3 protein-coding genes and 1 pseudogene are annotated in these 21,144 nt (G+C 52.4%); all 4 read right to left on the reverse strand.

From position 1 onward, the window contains the following. Positions 1-263: 263 nt before the first annotated feature. On the reverse strand, positions 264-470 hold the full coding sequence (locus BLS62_RS27760; RefSeq protein ID WP_093190131.1) for a hypothetical protein: 207 nt from the start codon (positions 468-470) through the stop codon (positions 264-266). Positions 471-653: 183 nt separating this feature from the next. Next, positions 654-1,490 (reverse strand): annotated as a pseudogene (locus BLS62_RS32670) (condensation domain-containing protein); the annotation flags it as partial. Between the two features lie 17 nt (positions 1,491-1,507). Continuing rightward, positions 1,508-2,122, reverse strand: coding sequence for a condensation domain-containing protein (locus tag BLS62_RS32675; protein WP_143521626.1), 615 nt, complete (start codon positions 2,120-2,122; stop codon positions 1,508-1,510). Between the two features lie 54 nt (positions 2,123-2,176). Next, positions 2,177-21,127, reverse strand: coding sequence for a non-ribosomal peptide synthetase (locus tag BLS62_RS27780; RefSeq protein ID WP_093190140.1), 18,951 nt, complete (start codon positions 21,125-21,127; stop codon positions 2,177-2,179). Positions 21,128-21,144 lie beyond the last annotated feature (17 nt).

Raw genomic sequence — 21,144 nt, forward strand, 5'->3', positions numbered from 1 at the left:
TCCAACAAGAGATACCAAGTGGTAGGAGTAGCTTGAAGAACTGTTACGCGACTACTCTTCAATATGTTAGTTAAGGCAAGTCCATCTACTGCGCTTGACCGTGTTACCAAAACACAGCGGCCACCTAATATAAGTGGAGCTAAAAATTTCAAGAGTAGCTATATCAAAAGTCAAGTTGGTAACTGCTGCCAAAACATCGCCAGCTGTGAGCTCAAGGACCGCTGTTAAGCTAGATAACGCCCCATTTAATCCTCCATGACGGATCATGACCCCTTTAGGGTGTCCGGTTGAGCCGGACGTGTAATCACATAGGCAAGGTTTTCAGCATCCACCGTCACATCCGGTGAGCTTTGAGGATATTGGCGAATGATCTCCGCATCGGCCTGCAAACACACCAACGGATGATCACTGACCAATCCTGAATGAGCATCATCACATACAACAAGAGAGGCCCCCGCATCCTGCAGCATAAACGCTAACCGGTCAGGCGGATAGGCAGGATCAAGTGGAAGGTAGCACCTCCAGCCTTGAGGATGGCCAGCAAACTCACAACCATCTCAGCTGACCGGTCAACGCACAAGCCAACAATAACTTCTGGGCCAACTCCAAGAGTACGCAGATGATGGGCAAGCTGATTGGCACGAGCCTCTAACTCACCATAACTTAAAACACTGGCCCCTCAAACTCCACTGCAACTGCATCTGGCTGTCGGGCACCTGTTCAGCAATAAGCTCATGCAAGCAACGGTCTTGCGGATAATCTGCTGCCGTTGCATTCCACTCTTCTAAAACCTGATGACGTTCTGCCTCATCAAGCAGTGAGAGCGTGGAGATCTTCTGCTCTGGATCTGCGGAGGCCATCGCCGCCAAAAGACGCTCCAGATGGACAACTAAACGTTCCATTGTCGACGCTTCAAACAGATCTGTGCTGTATTCCAGGCGCCCGCGCAGCCCTTTCCGCGTTTCACTCAAACTCAAAGTAAGATCAAACTTTGCCGTATTGCCTGTGAGCGGCTCGCTCTGAACGCTTAGACCAGGCAGTGCCATGGCATCCCCTGGAGCGTTTTGCAGCACCAACATTGCCTGGAACAGAGGGTGGCGAGAAAGATCTCGTTGCGGCTGGAGTGCTTCAACCAACCGCTCAAACGGCACATCTTGATGACCATACGCTTCAAGCGCCAGTTCTCTCGTGCGAACCAGAAGGTCATGCACACTGGGATCATCTGACAGATTGCCGCGCAACACCAAGGTGTTGACAAAAAAGCCAATCAGCCCTTCCAGCTCTGGGCGGCGACGCCCGGCCACAGGGGCACCCACCACCACATCATTTTGCTCGCTGTGACGGCTGAGCAGAACCTGAAAGGCTGCCAGAAGAACCATGAACAAGGTCACGCCTTCCCGCTGGCTCAAGGCTGTCAACGCGCCTGATAGTTCAGCCGGGAAAGTCACCTCAATCCGGGCCCCATGGCCACTCATCACTGCCGGACGAGGATGATCTGTAGGAAGGTCTAATGTTGGAAGCTCCTGAAGCTTGTCACACCAGTACGAAAGCTGCCCTCCAGACGCTCCCCCTCAAGCCAGCGCCGCTGCCAGGCGGCATAATCAGCATATTGCACGGGCAGGGTTGGAAGATCGGCTGGCCGTTCCTCACATTGTGCAGCATAAAGCTCTCCCAGTTCCCGCACCAAGACGCCTATGGACCAGGCATCAGAAACAATATGATGTATGCTCACAACCAGCACATGGCGATCCGCGGCAAGGCGTAAAAGCTCTGCCCGGAACAAGGGACCAGTCGAAAGATCAAACCGCGCAGCAGTCAGATCCTGCATGTGTGCCTTCAGCTGTTCTGAGGACAAGCCATCCACATCGGTAATCTTCAATAGGAAATCTGCCGGCGGATCAATTACCTGATAACCGACCCCCTCTTCTTCTACAATCCGCGTGCGCAAGCTCTCATGACGCTCAATCAGTGCTGTAAACGCCCTTTCAAGTGAAGGTACATCCAACGCACCATTTAACCTGACTGCCCCGGAAACATTATAAGCAGACTGTTCTGGTGCCAGTTGATCCAAAAACCAAAGACGTTCTTGAGAGTGTGAAAGCATTAATAATTTATGTGGCAAAATGCACTCCCTTGTATTTATAAATAAAATCGTTAAACGCCGGTTTTTGAACGATTAAGCTGTTCGGTCCACTGGATCCAGAGGCAGATCTTCCATAGTCCGGCCCAAACCGAGAGCCAGCTCGACAGCTGCCGCCAGATCTTTAACGCATGGTGCCTCGAACAATGCCTTCAACGGTATCTCTACAGCAAAAGCCTGTCCCACACGCGCCATAACCTGCATGGCTAGAAGGGAATGCCCCCCCAAATCGAAGAAGTTGTCCTCAACGCCGACCTGTGTCACGCCCAGAACTTCTGCCCAGATGCTGGTAAGCATCTCTTCAACTGGTGTACGCGGAGCAATATAAGCCTTACGCACCAATCCGCTGTCATCAGGTTCTGGCAGCGCCTTGCGGTCAAGCTTTCCGTTCGGGGTTAAGGGCAGAGCTGACAAAGTAACAAATGCCGCTGGAACCATGTAATCAGGCAAGGTCTGCTGAAGATGCGCGCGTAAATCACCTGCGCTTGCATCTCCGACCACATAAGCAACCAGCCGCCCTTCTCCGGGGCCATCTGCACGTAGCAACACAGCTGCCTGACCAACGGATGGATGCGATGTTAGAGCCGCTTCAATCTCACCGGTCTCGATCCGGTAACCCCGCAGCTTCACCTGATGGTCGTAGCGACCTAAGAACTCAAGTGCACCATCAGCACGCCGGCAAACCCGGTCTCCGGTGCGGTATAACCGGCCTCCGGCCGAACCAAACGGATCTGGAACAAAACGTTCCGCGGTCAAATCCGGCCGCCCCAAGTAACCACGAGCTAAGCCAACTCCGCCAATGTAAAGCTCGCCTGATACCCCAACAGGCACAGGCTCAAGCCCTCCATCAAGAACGTAAAGCTGAGTGTTCCAGATCGGATGACCGATCGGAACAGATGCTTTTCCTGACGTGACTTTATGCAATGCAGACCAAATTGTCGTCTCACTCGGCCCATATAAATTCCAAACATGCTCATGGCATGCTGTTAACCCACCTGCAAGATCTCGGGATAGTGCTTCCCCACCACACAATATCTTTCGTAGTCCTGAAGGTATACCTCCAGTCTCCAACAAGAGATACCAAGTGGTAGGAGTAGCTTGAAGAACTGTTACGCGACTACTCTTCAATATGTTAGTTAAGGCAAGTCCATCTACTGCGCTTGACCGTGTTACCAAAACACAGCGGCCACCTAATATAAGTGGAGCTAAAATTTCAAGAGTAGCTATATCAAAAGTCAAGTTGGTAACTGCTGCCAAAACATCGCCAGCTGTGAGCTCAAGGACCGCTGTTAAGCTAGATAACGCCCCATTTAATCCTCCATGACGGATCATGACCCCTTTAGGGTGTCCGGTTGAGCCGGACGTGTAAATCACATAGGCAAGGTTTTCAGCATCCACCGTCACATCCGGTGAGCTTTGAGGATATTGGCGAATGATCTCCGCATCGGCCTGCAAACACACCAACGGATGATCACTGACCAATCCTGAATGAGCATCATCACATACAACAAGAGAGGCCCCCGCATCCTGCAGCATAAACGCTAACCGGTCAGGCGGATAGGCAGGATCAAGTGGAAGGTAGGCACCTCCAGCCTTGAGGATGGCCAGCAAACTCACAACCATCTCAGCTGACCGGTCAACGCACAAGCCAACAATAACTTCTGGGCCAACTCCAAGAGTACGCAAATGATGGGCAAGCTGATTGGCACGAGCCTCTAACTCACCATAACTTAAACACTGCCCCTCAAACTCCACTGCAACTGCATCTGGCTGTCGGGCAACCTGTTCAGCAATAAGCTCATGCAAGCAACGGTCTTGCGGATAATCTGCTGCCGTTGCATTCCACTCTTCTAAAACCTGATGACGTTCTGCCTCATCAAGCAGTGAGAGCGTGGAGATCTTCTGCTCTGGATCTGCGGAGGCCATCGCCGCCAAAAGACGCTCCAGATGGACAACCAGGCGTTCCATTGTCGACGCTTCAAACAGATCTGTGCTGTATTCCAGGCGCCCGCGCAGCCCTTCCCGCGTTTCACTCAAACTCAAAGTAAGATCAAACTTTGCCGTATTGCCTGTGAGCGGCTCGCTCTGAACGCTTAGACCAGGCAGTGCCATGGCATCCCCTGGAGCGTTTTGCAGCACCAACATTGCCTGGAACAGAGGGTGGCGAGAAAGATCTCGTTGCGGCTGGAGTGCTTCAACCAACCGCTCAAACGGCACATCTTGATGACCATACGCTTCAAGCGCCAGTTCTCTCGTGCGAACCAGAAGGTCATGCACACTGGGATCATCTGACAGATTGCCGCGCAACACCAAGGTGTTGACAAAAAAGCCAATCAGCCCTTCCAGCTCTGGGCGGCGACGCCCGGCCACAGGGGCACCCACCACCACATCATTTTGCTCGCTGTGACGGCTGAGCAGAACCTGAAAGGCTGCCAGAAGAACCATGAACAAGGTCACGCCTTCCCGCTGGCTCAAGGCTGTCAACGCGCCTGATAGTTCAGCCGGGAAAGTCACCTCAATCCGGGCCCCATGGCCACTCATCACTGCCGGACGAGGATGATCTGTAGGAAGGTCTAATGTTGGAAGCTCCTGAAGCTTGTCACACCAGTACGAAAGCTGCCCCTCCAGACGCTCCCCCTCAAGCCAGCGCCGCTGCCAGGCGGCATAATCAGCATATTGCACGGGCAGGGTTGGAAGATCGGCTGGCCGTTCCTCACATTGTGCAGCATAAAGCTCTCCCAGTTCCCGCACCAAGACGCCTATGGACCAGGCATCAGAAACAATATGATGTATGCTCACAACCAGCACATGGCGATCCGCGGCAAGGCGTAAAAGCTCTGCCCGGAACAAGGGACCAGTCGAAAGATCAAACCGCGCAGCAGTCAGATCCTGCATGTGTGCCTTCAGCTGTTCTGAGGACAAGCCATCCACATCGGTAATCTTCAATAGGAAATCTGCCGGCGGATCAATTACCTGATAACCGACCCCCTCTTCTTCTACAATCCGCGTGCGCAAGCTCTCATGACGCTCAATCAGTGCTGCAAACGCCCTTTCAAGTGAAGGTACATCCAACGCACCATTTAACCTGACTGCCCCGGAAACATTATAAGCAGACTGTTCTGGTGCCAGTTGATCCAAAAACCAAAGACGTTCTTGAGAGTGTGAAAGCTTCAAAGCCCCACTTCGGTCCACTGGATCCAGAGGCAGATCTTCCATAGTCCGGCCCAAACCGAGAGCCAGCTCGACAGCTGCCGCCAGATCTTTAACGCATGGTGCCTCGAACAATGCCTTCAACGGTATCTCTACAGCAAAAGCCTGTCCCACACGCGCCATAACCTGCATGGCTAGAAGGGAATGCCCCCCCAAATCGAAGAAGTTGTCCTCAACGCCGACCTGTGTCACGCCCAGAACTTCTGCCCAGATGCTGGTAAGCATCTCTTCAACTGGTGTACGCGGAGCAATATAAGCCTTACGCACCAATCCGCTGTCATCAGGTTCTGGCAGCGCCTTGCGGTCAAGCTTTCCGTTCGGGGTTAAGGGCAGAGCTGACAAAGTAACAAATGCCGCTGGAACCATGTAATCAGGCAAGGTCTGCTGAAGATGCGCGCGTAAATCACCTGCGCTTGCATCTCCGACCACATAAGCAACCAGCCGCCCTTCTCCGGGGCCATCTGCACGTAGCAACACAGCTGCCTGACCAACGGATGGATGCGATGTTAGAGCCGCTTCAATCTCACCGGTCTCGATCCGGTAACCCCGCAGCTTCACCTGATGGTCGTAGCGACCTAAGAACTCAAGTGCACCATCAGCACGCCGGCAAACCCGGTCTCCGGTGCGGTATAACCGGCCTCCGGCCGAACCAAACGGATCTGGAACAAAACGTTCCGCGGTCAAATCCGGCCGCCCTAAATAACCACGAGCTAAGCCAACTCCGCCAATGTAAAGCTCGCCTGATACCCCAACAGGCACAGGCTCAAGCCCTCCATCAAGAACGTAAAGCTGAGTGTTCCAGATCGGATGACCGATCGGAACAGAGCTCGACTTTTGCTCGTCAATCGACGCATCAGAAGGAACCTCAAAATAAGTTGAGGACATTGTGCATTCAGTTGCTCCACATAAGTTGACTAAGAAAATGTTCGGAAAAATGCTTTTTGCTCTTGAAACCAAGTTCCAAGGTAGAGACTCTCCACTTATCATAGCGAGGCGAAGCGGCAAGTGCTTTGATGAACTGGAAGAAATGTAATCCAAAATTGCAGAGAAAAAACTCGGCGTTGTACTAATGAGAAGTGTCACGTTTCTGGATAAAATCCTATTTGCAACGAAAAAAGGGTCATTCCCCACTTCTCTAGGAGGTATGATTACTTCTCCGCCAGCAATTAATAAACCAAAAATATTTCTAATTGAGGCATCAAATGTGATTGGTGGGATCACAACAGTATGGTCAGAAGAGCAGATTTTATACCGATGATTAAAGTCTAATAGATATTGAACAGCGCTGCTATGACGGATCATGACTCCTTTCGGGCGTCCGGTTGAGCCGGACGTGTAAATCACATAGGCAAGGTTTTCAGCATCCACCGTCACATCCGGTGAGCTTTGAGGATATTGGCGAATGATCTCCGCATCGGCCTGCAAACACACCAACGGATGATCACTGACCAATCCTGAATGAGCATCATCACATACAACAAGAGAGGCCCCCGCATCCTGCAGCATAAACGCTAACCGGTCAGGCGGATAGGCAGGATCAAGCGGAAGGTAGGCACCTCCAGCCTTGAGGATGGCCAGCAAACTCACAACCATCTCAGCTGACCGGTCAACGCACAAGCCAACAATAACTTCTGGGCCAACTCCAAGAGTACGCAAATGATGGGCAAGCTGATTGGCACGAGCCTCTAACTCACCATAACTTAAACACTGCCCCTCAAACTCCACTGCAACTGCATCTGGCTGTCGGGCAACCTGTTCAGCAATAAGCTCATGCAAGCAACGGTCTTGCGGATAATCTGCTGCCGTTGCATTCCACTCTTCTAAAACCTGATGACGTTCTGCCTCATCAAGCAGTGAGAGCGTGGAGATCTTCTGCTCTGGATCTGCGGAGGCCATCGCCGCCAAAAGACGCTCCAGATGGACAACCAGGCGTTCCATTGTCGACGCTTCAAACAGATCTGTGCTGTATTCCAGGCGCCCGCGCAGCCCTTCCCGCGTTTCACTCAAACTCAAAGTAAGATCAAACTTTGCCGTATTGCCTGTGAGCGGCTCGCTCTGAACGCTTAGACCAGGCAGTGCCATGGCATCCCCTGGAGCGTTTTGCAGCACCAACATTGCCTGGAACAGAGGGTGGCGAGAAAGATCTCGTTGCGGCTGGAGTGCTTCAACCAACCGCTCAAACGGCACATCTTGATGACCATACGCTTCAAGCGCCAGTTCTCTCGTGCGAACCAGAAGGTCATGCACACTGGGATCATCTGACAGATTGCCGCGCAACACCAAGGTGTTGACAAAAAAGCCAATCAGCCCTTCCAGCTCTGGGCGGCGACGCCCGGCCACAGGGGCACCCACCACCACATCATTTTGCTCGCTGTGACGGCTGAGCAGAACCTGAAAGGCTGCCAGAAGAACCATGAACAAGGTCACGCCTTCCCGCTGGCTCAAGGCTGTCAACGCGCCTGATAGTTCAGCCGGGAAAGTCACCTCAATCCGGGCCCCATGGCCACTCATCACTGCCGGACGAGGATGATCTGTAGGAAGGTCTAATGTTGGAAGCTCCTGAAGCTTGTCACACCAGTACGAAAGCTGCCCCTCCAGACGCTCCCCCTCAAGCCAGCGCCGCTGCCAGGCGGCATAATCAGCATATTGCACGGGCAGGGTTGGAAGATCGGCTGGCCGTTCCTCACATTGTGCAGCATAAAGCTCTCCCAGTTCCCGCACCAAGACGCCTATGGACCAGGCATCAGAAACAATATGATGTATGCTCACAACCAGCACATGGCGATCCGCGGCAAGGCGTAAAAGCTCTGCCCGGAACAAGGGACCAGTCGAAAGATCAAACCGCGCAGCAGTCAGATCCTGCATGTGTGCCTTCAGCTGTTCTGAGGACAAGCCATCCACATCGGTAATCTTCAATAGGAAATCTGCCGGCGGATCAATTACCTGATAACCGACCCCCTCTTCTTCTACAATCCGCGTGCGCAAGCTCTCATGACGCTCAATCAGTGCTGCAAACGCCCTTTCAAGTGAAGGTACATCCAACGCACCATTTAACCTGACTGCCCCGGAAACATTATAAGCAGACTGTTCTGGTGCCAGTTGATCCAAAAACCAAAGACGTTCTTGAGAGTGTGAAAGCTTCAAAGCCCCACTTCGGTCCACTGGATCCAGAGGCAGATCTTCCATAGTCCGGCCCAAACCGAGAGCCAGCTCGACAGCTGCCGCCAGATCTTTAACGCATGGTGCCTCGAACAATGCCTTCAACGGTATCTCTACAGCAAAAGCCTGTCCCACACGCGCCATAACCTGCATGGCTAGAAGGGAATGCCCCCCCAAATCGAAGAAGTTGTCCTCAACGCCGACCTGTGTCACGCCCAGAACTTCTGCCCAGATGCTGGTAAGCATCTCTTCAACTGGTGTACGCGGAGCAATATAAGCCTTACGCACCAATCCGCTGTCATCAGGTTCTGGCAGCGCCTTGCGGTCAAGCTTTCCGTTCGGGGTTAAGGGCAGAGCTGACAAAGTAACAAATGCCGCTGGAACCATGTAATCAGGCAAGGTCTGCTGAAGATGCGCGCGTAAATCACCTGCGCTTGCATCTCCGACCACATAAGCAACCAGCCGCCCTTCTCCGGGGCCATCTGCACGTAGCAACACAGCTGCCTGACCAACGGATGGATGCGATGTTAGAGCCGCTTCAATCTCACCGGTCTCGATCCGGTAACCCCGCAGCTTCACCTGATGGTCGTAGCGACCTAAGAACTCAAGTGCACCATCAGCACGCCGGCAAACCCGGTCTCCGGTGCGGTATAACCGGCCTCCGGCCGAACCAAACGGATCTGGAACAAAACGTTCCGCGGTCAAATCCGGCCGCCCTAAATAACCACGAGCTAAGCCAACTCCGCCAATGTAAAGCTCGCCTGATACCCCAACAGGCACAGGCTCAAGCCCTCCATCAAGAACGTAAAGCTGAGTGTTCCAGATCGGATAACCAATCGGAACAGATGATTGCTCCGTTGCATTTACCAAATACCAACTAGCAAATACAGTAATTTCTGTAGGGCCGTAAGCGTTTACAATTCGCCGTCCATTACACCATGGCTTCAATAAGGATGGAAGTGAAGCTTCGCCTGCTACTCCTAGCATTTTTAGATTGAGAGCTTGGTCTGGCTTAATTGTCGCCAAGATAGATGGAGGAAGCATCAAAGTTGTTATAGCGCGTGCACTTATCTGGTTCGTCAATACAGAACCAACTAAATGCGTGCGTGGAGGCGGGACTATCAGCCGCGCACCAGCCTTTAGTGTGCAAAAGATCTCCCAAACTGACACATCGAAACTAAAGCTTGCAAATTGTAAGACTCGGGAGTCAGCTGTAATAGAGAACACTTCAATTAGAGCTATTATAGAATGACGCGCACCGTTATGACGGATCATGACCCCTTTCGGGCGTCCGGTTGAGCCGGACGTGTAAATCACATAGGCAAGGTTTTCAGCATCCACCGTCACATCCGGTGAGCTTTGAGGATATTGGCGAATGATCTCCGCATCGGCCTGCAAACACACCAACGGATGATCACTGACCAATCCTGAATGAGCATCATCACATACAACAAGAGAGGCCCCCGCATCCTGCAGCATAAACGCTAACCGGTCAGGCGGATAGGCAGGATCAAGCGGAAGGTAGGCACCTCCAGCCTTGAGGATGGCCAGCAAACTCACAACCATCTCAGCTGACCGGTCAACGCACAAGCCAACAATAACTTCTGGGCCAACTCCAAGAGTACGCAGATGATGGGCAAGCTGATTGGCACGAGCCTCTAACTCACCATAACTTAAACACTGCCCCTCAAACTCCACTGCAACTGCATCTGGCTGTCGGGCAGCCTGTTCAGCAATAAGCTCATGCAAGCAACGGTCTTGCGGATAATCTGCTGCCGTTGCATTCCACTCTTCTAAAACCTGATGACGTTCTGCCTCATCAAGCAGTGAGAGCGTGGAGATCTTCTGCTCTGGATCTGCGGAGGCCATCGCCGCCAAAAGACGCTCCAGATGGACAACCAGGCGTTCCATTGTCGACGCTTCAAACAGATCTGTGCTGTATTCCAGGCGCCCGCGCAGCCCTTCCCGCGTTTCACTCAAACTCAAAGTAAGATCAAACTTTGTCATATTGCCTGTGAGCGGCTCGCTCTGAACGCTTAGACCAGGCAGTGCCATGGCATCCCCTGGAGCGTTTTGCAGCACCAACATTGCCTGGAACAGAGGGTGGCGAGAAAGATCTCGTTGCGGCTGGAGTGCTTCAACCAACCGCTCAAACGGCACATCTTGATGACCATACGCTTCAAGCGCCAGTTCTCTCGTGCGAACCAGAAGGTCATGCACACTGGGATCATCTGACAGATTGCCGCGCAACACCAAGGTGTTGACAAAAAAGCCAATCAGCCCTTCCAGCTCTGGGCGGCGACGCCCGGCCACAGGGGCACCCACCACCACATCATTTTGCTCGCTGTGACGGCTGAGCAGAACCTGAAAGGCTGCCAGAAGAACCATGAACAAGGTCACGCCTTCCCGCTGGCTCAAGGCTGTCAACGCGCCTGATAGTTCAGCCGGGAAAGTCACCTCAATCCGGGCCCCATGGCCACTCATCACTGCCGGACGAGGATGATCTGTAGGAAGGTCTAATGTTGGAAGCTCCTGAAGCTTGTCACACCAGTACGAAAGCTGCCCCTCCAGACGCTCCCCCTCAAGCCAGCGCCGCTGCCAGGCGGCATAATCAGCATATTGCACGGGCAGGGTTGGAAGATCGGCTGGCCGTTCCTCACATTGTGCAGCATAAAGCTCTCCCAGTTCCCGCACCAAGACGCCTATGGACCAGGCATCAGAAACAATATGATGTATGCTCACAACCAGCACATGGCGATCCGCGGCAAGGCGTAAAAGCTCTGCCCGGAACAAGGGACCAGTCAAAAGATCAAACCGCGCAGCAGTCAGATCCTGCATGTGTGCCTTCAGCTGTTCTGAGGACAAGCCATCCACATCGGTAATCTTCAATAGGAAATCTGCCGGCGGATCAATTACCTGATAACCGACCCCCTCTTCTTCTACAATCCGCGTGCGCAAGCTCTCATGACGCTCAATCAGTGCTGCAAACGCCCTTTCAAGTGAAGGTACATCCAACGCACCATTTAACCTGACTGCCCCGGAAACATTATAAGCAGACTGTTCTGGTGCCAGTTGATCCAAAAACCAAAGACGTTCTTGAGAGTGTGAAAGCTTCAAAGCCCCACTTCGGTCCACTGGATCCAGAGGCAGATCTTCCATAGTCCGGCCCAAACCGAGAGCCAGCTCGACAGCTGCCGCCAGATCTTTAACGCATGGTGCCTCGAACAATGCCTTCAACGGTATCTCTACAGCAAAAGCCTGTCCCACACGCGCCATAACCTGCATGGCTAGAAGGGAATGCCCCCCCAAGTCGAAGAAGTTGTCCTCAACGCCGACCTGTGTCACGCCCAGAACTTCTGCCCAGATGCTGGTAAGCATCTCTTCAACTGGTGTACGCGGAGCAATATAAGCCTTACGCACCAATCCGCTGTCATCAGGTTCTGGCAGCGCCTTGCGGTCAAGCTTTCCGTTCGGGGTTAAGGGCAGAGCTGACAAAGTAACAAATGCCGCTGGAACCATGTAATCAGGCAAGGTCTGCTGAAGATGCGCGCGTAAATCACCTGCGCTTGCATCTCCGACCACATAAGCAACCAGCCGCCCTTCTCCGGGGCCATCTGCACGTAGCAACACAGCTGCCTGACCAACGGATGGATGCGATGTTAGAGCCGCTTCAATCTCACCGGTCTCGATCCGGTAACCCCGCAGCTTCACCTGATGGTCGTAGCGACCTAAGAACTCAAGTGCACCATCAGCACGCCGGCAAACCCGGTCTCCGGTAATAAACGCCCGCGCTTTATGTTCACAAATAGTCTCTTTAAATACCTGTTGTGTAAGCTCAGAGTTTCCCCAATACCCAAGCGCAATATGAGGATCCAATATAGCCAAACGCCCAACCAACTCTGTTGGCCGGCCCTTACTATCGAGTAACATTACTCTGGTACCTTTGACAGGCCAGCCGATGGGAAGAGTAGAACCAACCGTATCGACACTAGAATTGGGGAGCATAACATGCTGCAGAGCTAATGTTGATTCAGTAGGCCCGTACCCATTAAGCAGCAAACAATTTTTAGAAAAGTATTGTTTCAGTATATCGACATCGCGTAAGTCTGCAACTTCACCACCTAGCACAACGATTCTGATTGCCTCAATCATCTCAAATGGTAACAGCGGGATAACTGCCCGCAATACTGTCGGAGTTGAATGCCATATCGTGAGTTTACTCTCAGCAAAGTCATTCTTAAAATCAATAAGTTTCGCTTCATTTAGGTTGAAAATGCGCAGAGACGCACCGCTGAGCAGTGCCCCAAATATATCCATAATTGCCGCATCAAAACCAAACCAACTCAGCAATGACAATTGATCATCAGGAACAATTTTTACAGAGTTAACGTAAAGATGGTTGAAATGAAGAACGTTCCGATGATTCTGCATCACTCCTTTAGGGATGCCAGTAGTTCCTGAAGTAAAAAGTACGTAAGCAAGGTCTTGTGATTTACTTTGCGTCTGAAATATACTGCCAGCACATTGAGGTGTTGCTTGTGACATCAGGATGATTGGGATATCGTTTATAAGTTCCTCTGCAACCTCAAAATATTCTTCAATTGTTATAATTGCTATAGGATCAATCTGATCAATGATTTTGTTTAAGCGATCTTTGGGTTGCAACGGATCAAGAGGGAAAAATGCTGAACCAGCCTTAAGAACGCCTAATATTGCTGCAATTGCATTACAGCTATTAGGCATTAATATTCCTATTCTGGAGTGCTGTGGTATGTTAGCAGTCAGTGTATGAGCTATGTTATTTACTCGTATATTCAGCTCTTTGTAACTCCAGGAGATACTATCTCCAACTACTGCTAACCGATCCCCATAGCGGTTAACAATTGCTTCAAAACGATCATGAATCGTTTCTTCTGCCGAAGAATGCTCTCGTGCCAGAAAACCTGCGGGCTTGGGTACAAACTGAGTTTTTGGTGAAATTTGTATTATCTGTTCAGTTTCATCAAGCAGTGAGAGCGTGGAGATCTTCTGCTCTGGATCTGCGGAGGCCATCGCCGCCAAAAGACGCTCCAGATGGACAACCAGGCGTTCCATTGTCGACGCTTCAAACAGATCTGTGCTGTATTCCAGGCGCCCGCGCAGCCCTTCCCGCGTTTCACTCAAACTCAAAGTAAGATCAAACTTTGCCGTATTGCCTGTGAGCGGCTCGCTCTGAACGCTTAGACCAGGCAGTGCCATGGCATCCCCTGGAGCGTTTTGCAGCACCAACATTGCCTGGAACAGAGGGTGGCGAGAAAGATCTCGTTGCGGCTGGAGTGCTTCAACCAACCGCTCAAACGGCACATCTTGATGACCATACGCTTCAAGCGCCAGTTCTCTCGTGCGAACCAGAAGGTCATGCACACTGGGATCATCTGACAGATTGCCGCGCAACACCAAGGTGTTGACAAAAAAGCCAATCAGCCCTTCCAGCTCTGGGCGGCGACGCCCGGCCACAGGGGCACCCACCACCACATCATTTTGCTCGCTGTGACGGCTGAGCAGAACCTGAAAGGCTGCCAGAAGAACCATGAACAAGGTCACGCCTTCCCGCTGGCTCAAGGCTGTCAACGCGCCTGATAGTTCAGCCGGGAAAGTCACCTCAATCCGGGCCCCATGGCCACTCATCACTGCCGGACGAGGATGATCTGTAGGAAGGTCTAATGTTGGAAGCTCCTGAAGCTTGTCACACCAGTACGAAAGCTGCCCCTCCAGACGCTCCCCCTCAAGCCAGCGCCGCTGCCAGGCGGCATAATCAGCATATTGCACGGGCAGGGTTGGAAGATCGGCTGGCCGTTCCTCACATTGTGCAGCATAAAGCTCTCCCAGTTCCCGCACCAAGACGCCTATGGACCAGGCATCAGAAACAATATGATGTATGCTCACAACCAGCACATGGCGATCCGCGGCAAGGCGTAAAAGCTCTGCCCGGAACAAGGGACCAGTCGAAAGATCAAACCGCGCAGCAGTCAGATCCTGCATGTGTGCCTTCAGCTGTTCTGAGGACAAGCCATCCACATCGGTAATCTTCAATAGGAAATCTGCCGGCGGATCAATTACCTGATAACCGACCCCCTCTTCTTCTACAATCCGCGTGCGCAAGCTCTCATGACGCTCAATCAGTGCTGCAAACGCCCTTTCAAGTGAAGGTACATCCAACGCACCATTTAACCTGACTGCCCCGGAAACATTATAAGCAGACTGTTCTGGTGCCAGTTGATCCAAAAACCAAAGACGTTCTTGAGAGTGTGAAAGCTTCAAAGCCCCACTTCGGTCCACTGGATCCAGAGGCAGATCTTCCATAGTCCGGCCCAAACCGAGAGCCAGCTCGACAGCTGCCGCCAGATCTTTAACGCATGGTGCCTCGAACAATGCCTTCAACGGTATCTCTACAGCAAAAGCCTGTCCCACACGCGCCATAACCTGCATGGCTAGAAGGGAATGCCCCCCCAAATCGAAGAAGTTGTCCTCAACGCCGACCTGTGTCACGCCCAGAACTTCTGCCCAGATGCTGGTAAGCATCTCTTCAACTGGTGTACGCGGAGCAATATAAGCCTTACGCACCAATCCGCTGTCATCAGGTTCTGGCAGCGCCTTGCGGTCAAGCTTTCCGTTCGGGGTTAAGGGCAGAGCTGACAAAGTAACAAATGCCGCTGGAACCATGTAATCAGGCAAGGTCTGCTGAAGATGCGCGCGTAAATCACCTGCGCTTGCATCTCCGACCACATAAGCAACCAGCCGCCCTTCTCCGGGGCCATCTGCACGTAGCAACACAGCTGCCTGACCAACGGATGGATGCGATGTTAGAGCCGCTTCAATCTCACCGGTCTCGATCCGGTAACCCCGCAGCTTCACCTGATGGTCGTAGCGACCTAAGAACTCAAGTGCACCATCAGCACGCCGGTAAACCCGGTCTCCGGTGCGGTATAACCGGCCTCCGGCCGAACCAAACGGATCTGGAACAAAACGTTCCGCGGTCAAATCCGGCCGCCCCAAGTAACCACGAGCTAAGCCAACTCCGCCAATGTAAAGCTCGCCTGATACCCCAACAGGCACAGGATCAAGCCCTCCATCAAGAACGTAAAGCTGAGTGTTCCAGATCGGATAACCAATCGGAACAGAGCTCGACTTTTGCTCGCCAATCGACGTATCGGACGGAATTGATACTGTTTGCACACAGCAACCGACTGTTGCCTCAGATGGGCCATACTCATTCACGATCTCTGTTGTATGTTTCTTCGACCATGGACCGAATCCATCGCTAGATAATGCTTCTCCACCGATGACAAGAAGGTTGGTTGTATCAATAGCATCTGTCGGGATTTCGCCCTCAAGCATACGAAGATGGCTGGGGGTGAGCTTTATAAAGCTTTTGCTATCTGGGATGCGTTGCAAGGTAAACTTCAGAGCATCAGGTTCCTCAGGAACCAATTCACAGCATCGCCCAAGCAAAAGGGGCAACCACAATGAGGTAACAGAAAGATCAAAGAAGATTGGACTATGGACAAGTGACTTGGTCCAATCACTTGCGCCATAAGTATGTGCTGCCCATAATAAATAGCTCTTCAGGTTTTGGTGACGGATCATGACCCCTTTCGGGCGTCCGGTTGAGCCGGACGTGTAAATCACATAGGCAAGGTTTTCAGCATCCACCGTCACATCCGGTGAGCTTTGAGGATATTGGCGAATGATCTCCGCATCGGCCTGCAAACACACCAACGGATGATCACTGACCAATCCTGAATGAGCATCATCACATACAACAAGAGAGGCCCCCGCATCCTGCAGCATAAACGCTAACCGGTCAGGCGGATAGGCAGGATCAAGTGGAAGGTAGGCACCTCCAGCCTTGAGGATGGCCAGCAAACTCACAACCATCTCAGCTGACCGGTCAACGCACAAGCCAACAATAACTTCTGGGCCAACTCCAAGAGTACGCAGATGATGGGCAAGCTGATTGGCACGAGCCTCTAACTCACCATAACTTAAACACTGCCCCTCAAACTCCACTGCAACTGCATCTGGCTGTCGGGCAACCTGTTCAGCAATAAGCTCATGCAAGCAACGGTCTTGCGGATAATCTGCTGCCGTTGCATTCCACTCTTCTAAAACCTGATGACGTTCAGTTTCATCAAGCAGTGAGAGCGTGGAGATCTTCTGCTCTGGATCTGCGGAGGCCATCGCCGCCAAAAGACGCTCCAGATGGACAACCAGGCGTTCCATTGTCGACGCTTCAAACAGATCTGTGCTGTATTCCAGGCGCCCGCGCAGCCCTTCCCGCGTTTCACTCAAACTCAAAGTAAGATCAAACTTTGCCGTATTGCCTGTGAGCGGCTCGCTCTGAACGCTTAGACCAGGCAGTGCCATGGCATCCCCTGGAGCGTTTTGCAGCACCAACATTGCCTGGAACAGAGGGTGGCGAGAAAGATCTCGTTGCGGCTGGAGTGCTTCAACCAACCGCTCAAACGGCACATCTTGATGACCATACGCTTCAAGCGCCAGTTCTCTCGTGCGAACCAGAAGGTCATGCACACTGGGATTATCTGACAGATTGCCGCGCAACACCAAGGTGTTGACAAAAAAGCCAATCAGCCCTTCCAGCTCTGGGCGGCGACGCCCGGCCACAGGGGCACCCACCACCACATCATTTTGCTCGCTGTGACGGCTGAGCAGAACCTGAAAGGCTGCCAGAAGAACCATGAACAAGGTCACGCCTTCCCGCTGGCTCAAGGCTGTCAACGCGCCTGATAGTTCAGCCGGGAAAGTCACCTCAATCCGGGCCCCATGGCCACTCATCACTGCCGGACGAGGATGATCTGTAGGAAGGTCTAATGTTGGAAGCTCCTGAAGCTTGTCACACCAGTACGAAAGCTGCCCCTCCAGACGCTCCCCCTCAAGCCAGCGCCGCTGCCAGGCGGCATAATCAGCATATTGCACGGGCAGGGTTGGAAGATCGGCTGGCCGTTCCTCACATTGTGCAGCATAAAGCTCTCCCAGTTCCCGCACCAAGACGCCTATGGACCAGGCATCAGAAACAATATGATGTATGCTCACAACCAGCACATGGCGATCCGCGGCAAGGCGTAAAAGCTCTGCCCGGAACAAGGGACCAGTCGAAAGATCAAACCGCGCAGCAGTCAGATCCTGCATGTGTGCCTTCAGCTGTTCTGAGGACAAGCCATCCACATCGGTAATCTTCAATAGGAAATCTGCCGGCGGATCAATTACCTGATAACCGACCCCCTCTTCTTCTACAATCCGCGTGCGCAAGCTCTCATGACGCTCAATCAGTGCTGCAAACGCCCTTTCAAGTGAAGGTACATCCAACGCACCATTTAACCTGACTGCCCCGGAAACATTATAAGCAGACTGTTCTGGTGCCAGTTGATCCAAAAACCAAAGACGTTCTTGAGAGTGTGAAAGCTTCAAAGCCCCACTTCGGTCCACTGGATCCAGAGGCAGATCTTCCATAGTCCGGCCCAAACCGAGAGCCAGCTCGACAGCTGCCGCCAGATCTTTAACGCATGGTGCCTCGAACAATGCCTTCAACGGTATCTCTACAGCAAAAGCCTGTCCCACACGCGCCATAACCTGCATGGCTAGAAGGGAATGCCCCCCCAAATCGAAGAAGTTGTCCTCAACGCCGACCTGTGTCACGCCCAGAACTTCTGCCCAGATGCTGGTAAGCATCTCTTCAACTGGTGTACGCGGAGCAATATAAGCCTTACGCACCAATCCGCTGTCATCAGGTTCTGGCAGCGCCTTGCGGTCAAGCTTTCCGTTCGGGGTTAAGGGCAGAGCTGACAAAGTAACAAATGCCGCTGGAACCATGTAATCAGGCAAGGTCTGCTGAAGATGCGCGCGTAAATCACCTGCGCTTGCATCTCCGACCACATAAGCAACCAGCCGCCCTTCTCCGGGGCCATCTGCACGTAGCAACACAGCTGCCTGACCAACGGATGGATGCGATGTTAGAGCCGCTTCAATCTCACCGGTCTCGATCCGGTAACCCCGCAGCTTCACCTGATGGTCGTAGCGACCTAAGAACTCAAGTGCACCATCAGCACGCCGGCAAACCCGGTCTCCGGTGCGGTATAACCGGCCTCCGGCCGAACCAAACGGATCTGGAACAAAACGTTCCGCGGTCAAATCCGGCCGCCCTAAATAACCACGAGCTAAGCCAACTCCGCCAATGTAAAGCTCGCCTGATACCCCAACAGGCACAGGCTCAAGCCCTCCATCAAGAACGTAAAGCTGAGTGTTCCAGATCGGATGACCGATCGGAACAGATGCTTTTCCTGACGTGACTTTATGCAATGCAGACCAAATTGTCGTCTCACTCGGCCCATATAAATTCCAAACATGCTCATGGCATGCTGTTAACCCACCTGCAAGATCTCGGGATAGTGCTTCCCCACCACACAATATCTTTCGTAGTCCTGAAGGTATACCTCCAGTCTCCAACAAGAGATACCAAGTGGCAGGAGTAGCTTGAAGAACTGTTACGCGACTACTCTTCAATATGTTAGTTAAGGCAAGTCCATCTGCTGCGCTTGACCGTGTTACCAAAACACAGCGGCCACCTAATATAAGTGGAGCTAAAATTTCAAGAGTAGCTATATCAAAAGTCAAGTTGGTAACTGCTGCCAAAACATCGCCAGCTGTGAGCTCAAGGACCGCTGTTAAGCTAGATAACGCCCCATTTAATCCTCCATGACGGATCATGACCCCTTTAGGGTGTCCGGTTGAGCCGGACGTGTAAGTCACATAGGCAAGGTTTTCAGCATCCACCGTCACATCCGGTGAGCTTTGAGGATATTGGCGAATGATCTCCGCATCGGCCTGCAAACACACCAATGGATGATCACTGACCAATCCTGAATGAGCATCATCACATACAACAAGAGAGGCCCCCGCATCCTGCAGCATAAACGCTAACCGGTCAGGCGGATAGGCAGGATCAAGCGGAAGGTAGGCACCTCCAGCCTTGAGGATGGCCAGCAAACTCACAACCATCTCAGCTGACCGGTCAACGCACAAGCCAACAATAACTTCTGGGCCAACTCCAAGAGTACGCAAATGATGGGCAAGCTGATTGGCACGAGCCTCTAACTCACCATAACTTAAACACTGCCCCTCAAACTCCACTGCAACTGCATCTGGCTGTCGGGCAGCCTGTTCAGCAATAAGCTCATGCAAGCAACGGTCTTGCGGATAATCTGCTGCCGTTGCATTCCACTCTTCTAAAACCTGATGACGTTCTGCCTCATCAAGCAGTGAGAGCGTGGAGATCTTCTGCTCTGGATCTGCGGAGGCCATCGCCGCCAAAAGACGCTCCAGATGGACAACCAGGCGTTCCATTGTCGACGCTTCAAACAGATCTGTGCTGTATTCCAGGCGCCCGCGCAGCCCTTCCCGCGTTTCACTCAAATGCAATTGCAGATCAAACTCAGTGCGCTTAGTTGGAAAAACTTGATCTATTTCAGTTTCCAAATTCAGGAAAGAATTGTCAGGTCGTGGGAAAAAATTTAGTAACGCCTGACAAAGTGGGTGGCGAGAAAGATCTCGTTGCGGCTGGAGTGCTTCAACCAACCGCTCAAACGGCACATCTTGACGAGCGTAAGCCTTCAGTGCATATTTTTTTGTATTAGCCAGCAGTTCATGCACACTGGGATCATCTGACAGATTTCCGCGTAACACCAAGGTGTTGACGAAACACCCAATCAGCCCTTTAAACTCTGCTCGACGACGCCCGGCCACAGGGACACCCACCACCACATCATTTTGCTCGCTGTGACGGCTGAGCAGAACCTGAAAGGCTGCCAGAAGAACTGTGAACAGGGTCACGCCTTCCCGCTGGCTCAAGGCTGTCAACGCGCCTGATAGTTCAGCCGGGAAAGTCACCTCAATCCGGCCCCCATGGCCACTCATCACTGCCGGACGAGGATGATCTGTAGGAAGGTCTAATGTTGGAAGCTCCTGAAGCTTGTCACACCAGTACGAAAGCTGCCCCTCCAGACGCTCCCCCTCAAGCCAGCGCCGCTGCCAGGCGGCATAATCAGCATATTGCACGGGCAGGGTTGGAAGATCGGCTGGCCGTTCCTCACATTGTGCAGCATAAAGCTCTCCCACTTCCCGCACCAAGATGCATACAGACCAAGCATCAGAAACAATATGATGTACATTCACAACCAGCACATGGTGATCCGCGGCAAGGCGTAAAAGCTCTGCCCGGAACAAGGGACCTGTCAAAAGATCAAACCGTGCAGCAGTCAGATCCTGCATGTGTGCCTTCAGCTGTTCTGAGGACAAGCCATCCACATCGGTAATCTTCAATAGGAAATCTGCCGGCGGATCAATTACCTGATAACCAACCCCCTCTTCTTCTACAATCCGCGTGCGCAAGCTCTCATGACGCTCAATCAGTGCTGCAAACGCCCTTTCAAGTGAAGGTACATCCAACGCACCATTTAATTTGATGGCTGCAGAGTTATCGTAAGTAGACTGCTTTGGCGCCAGTTGATCCAAAAACCAAAGACGTTCTTGAGAGTGTGAAAGCTTCAACAACTTATATTGCAAGACTGCCCCTCACAGAA

The organism is Pseudovibrio sp. Tun.PSC04-5.I4 (assembly GCF_900104145.1).
Lineage (GTDB): Bacteria > Pseudomonadota > Alphaproteobacteria > Rhizobiales > Stappiaceae > Pseudovibrio.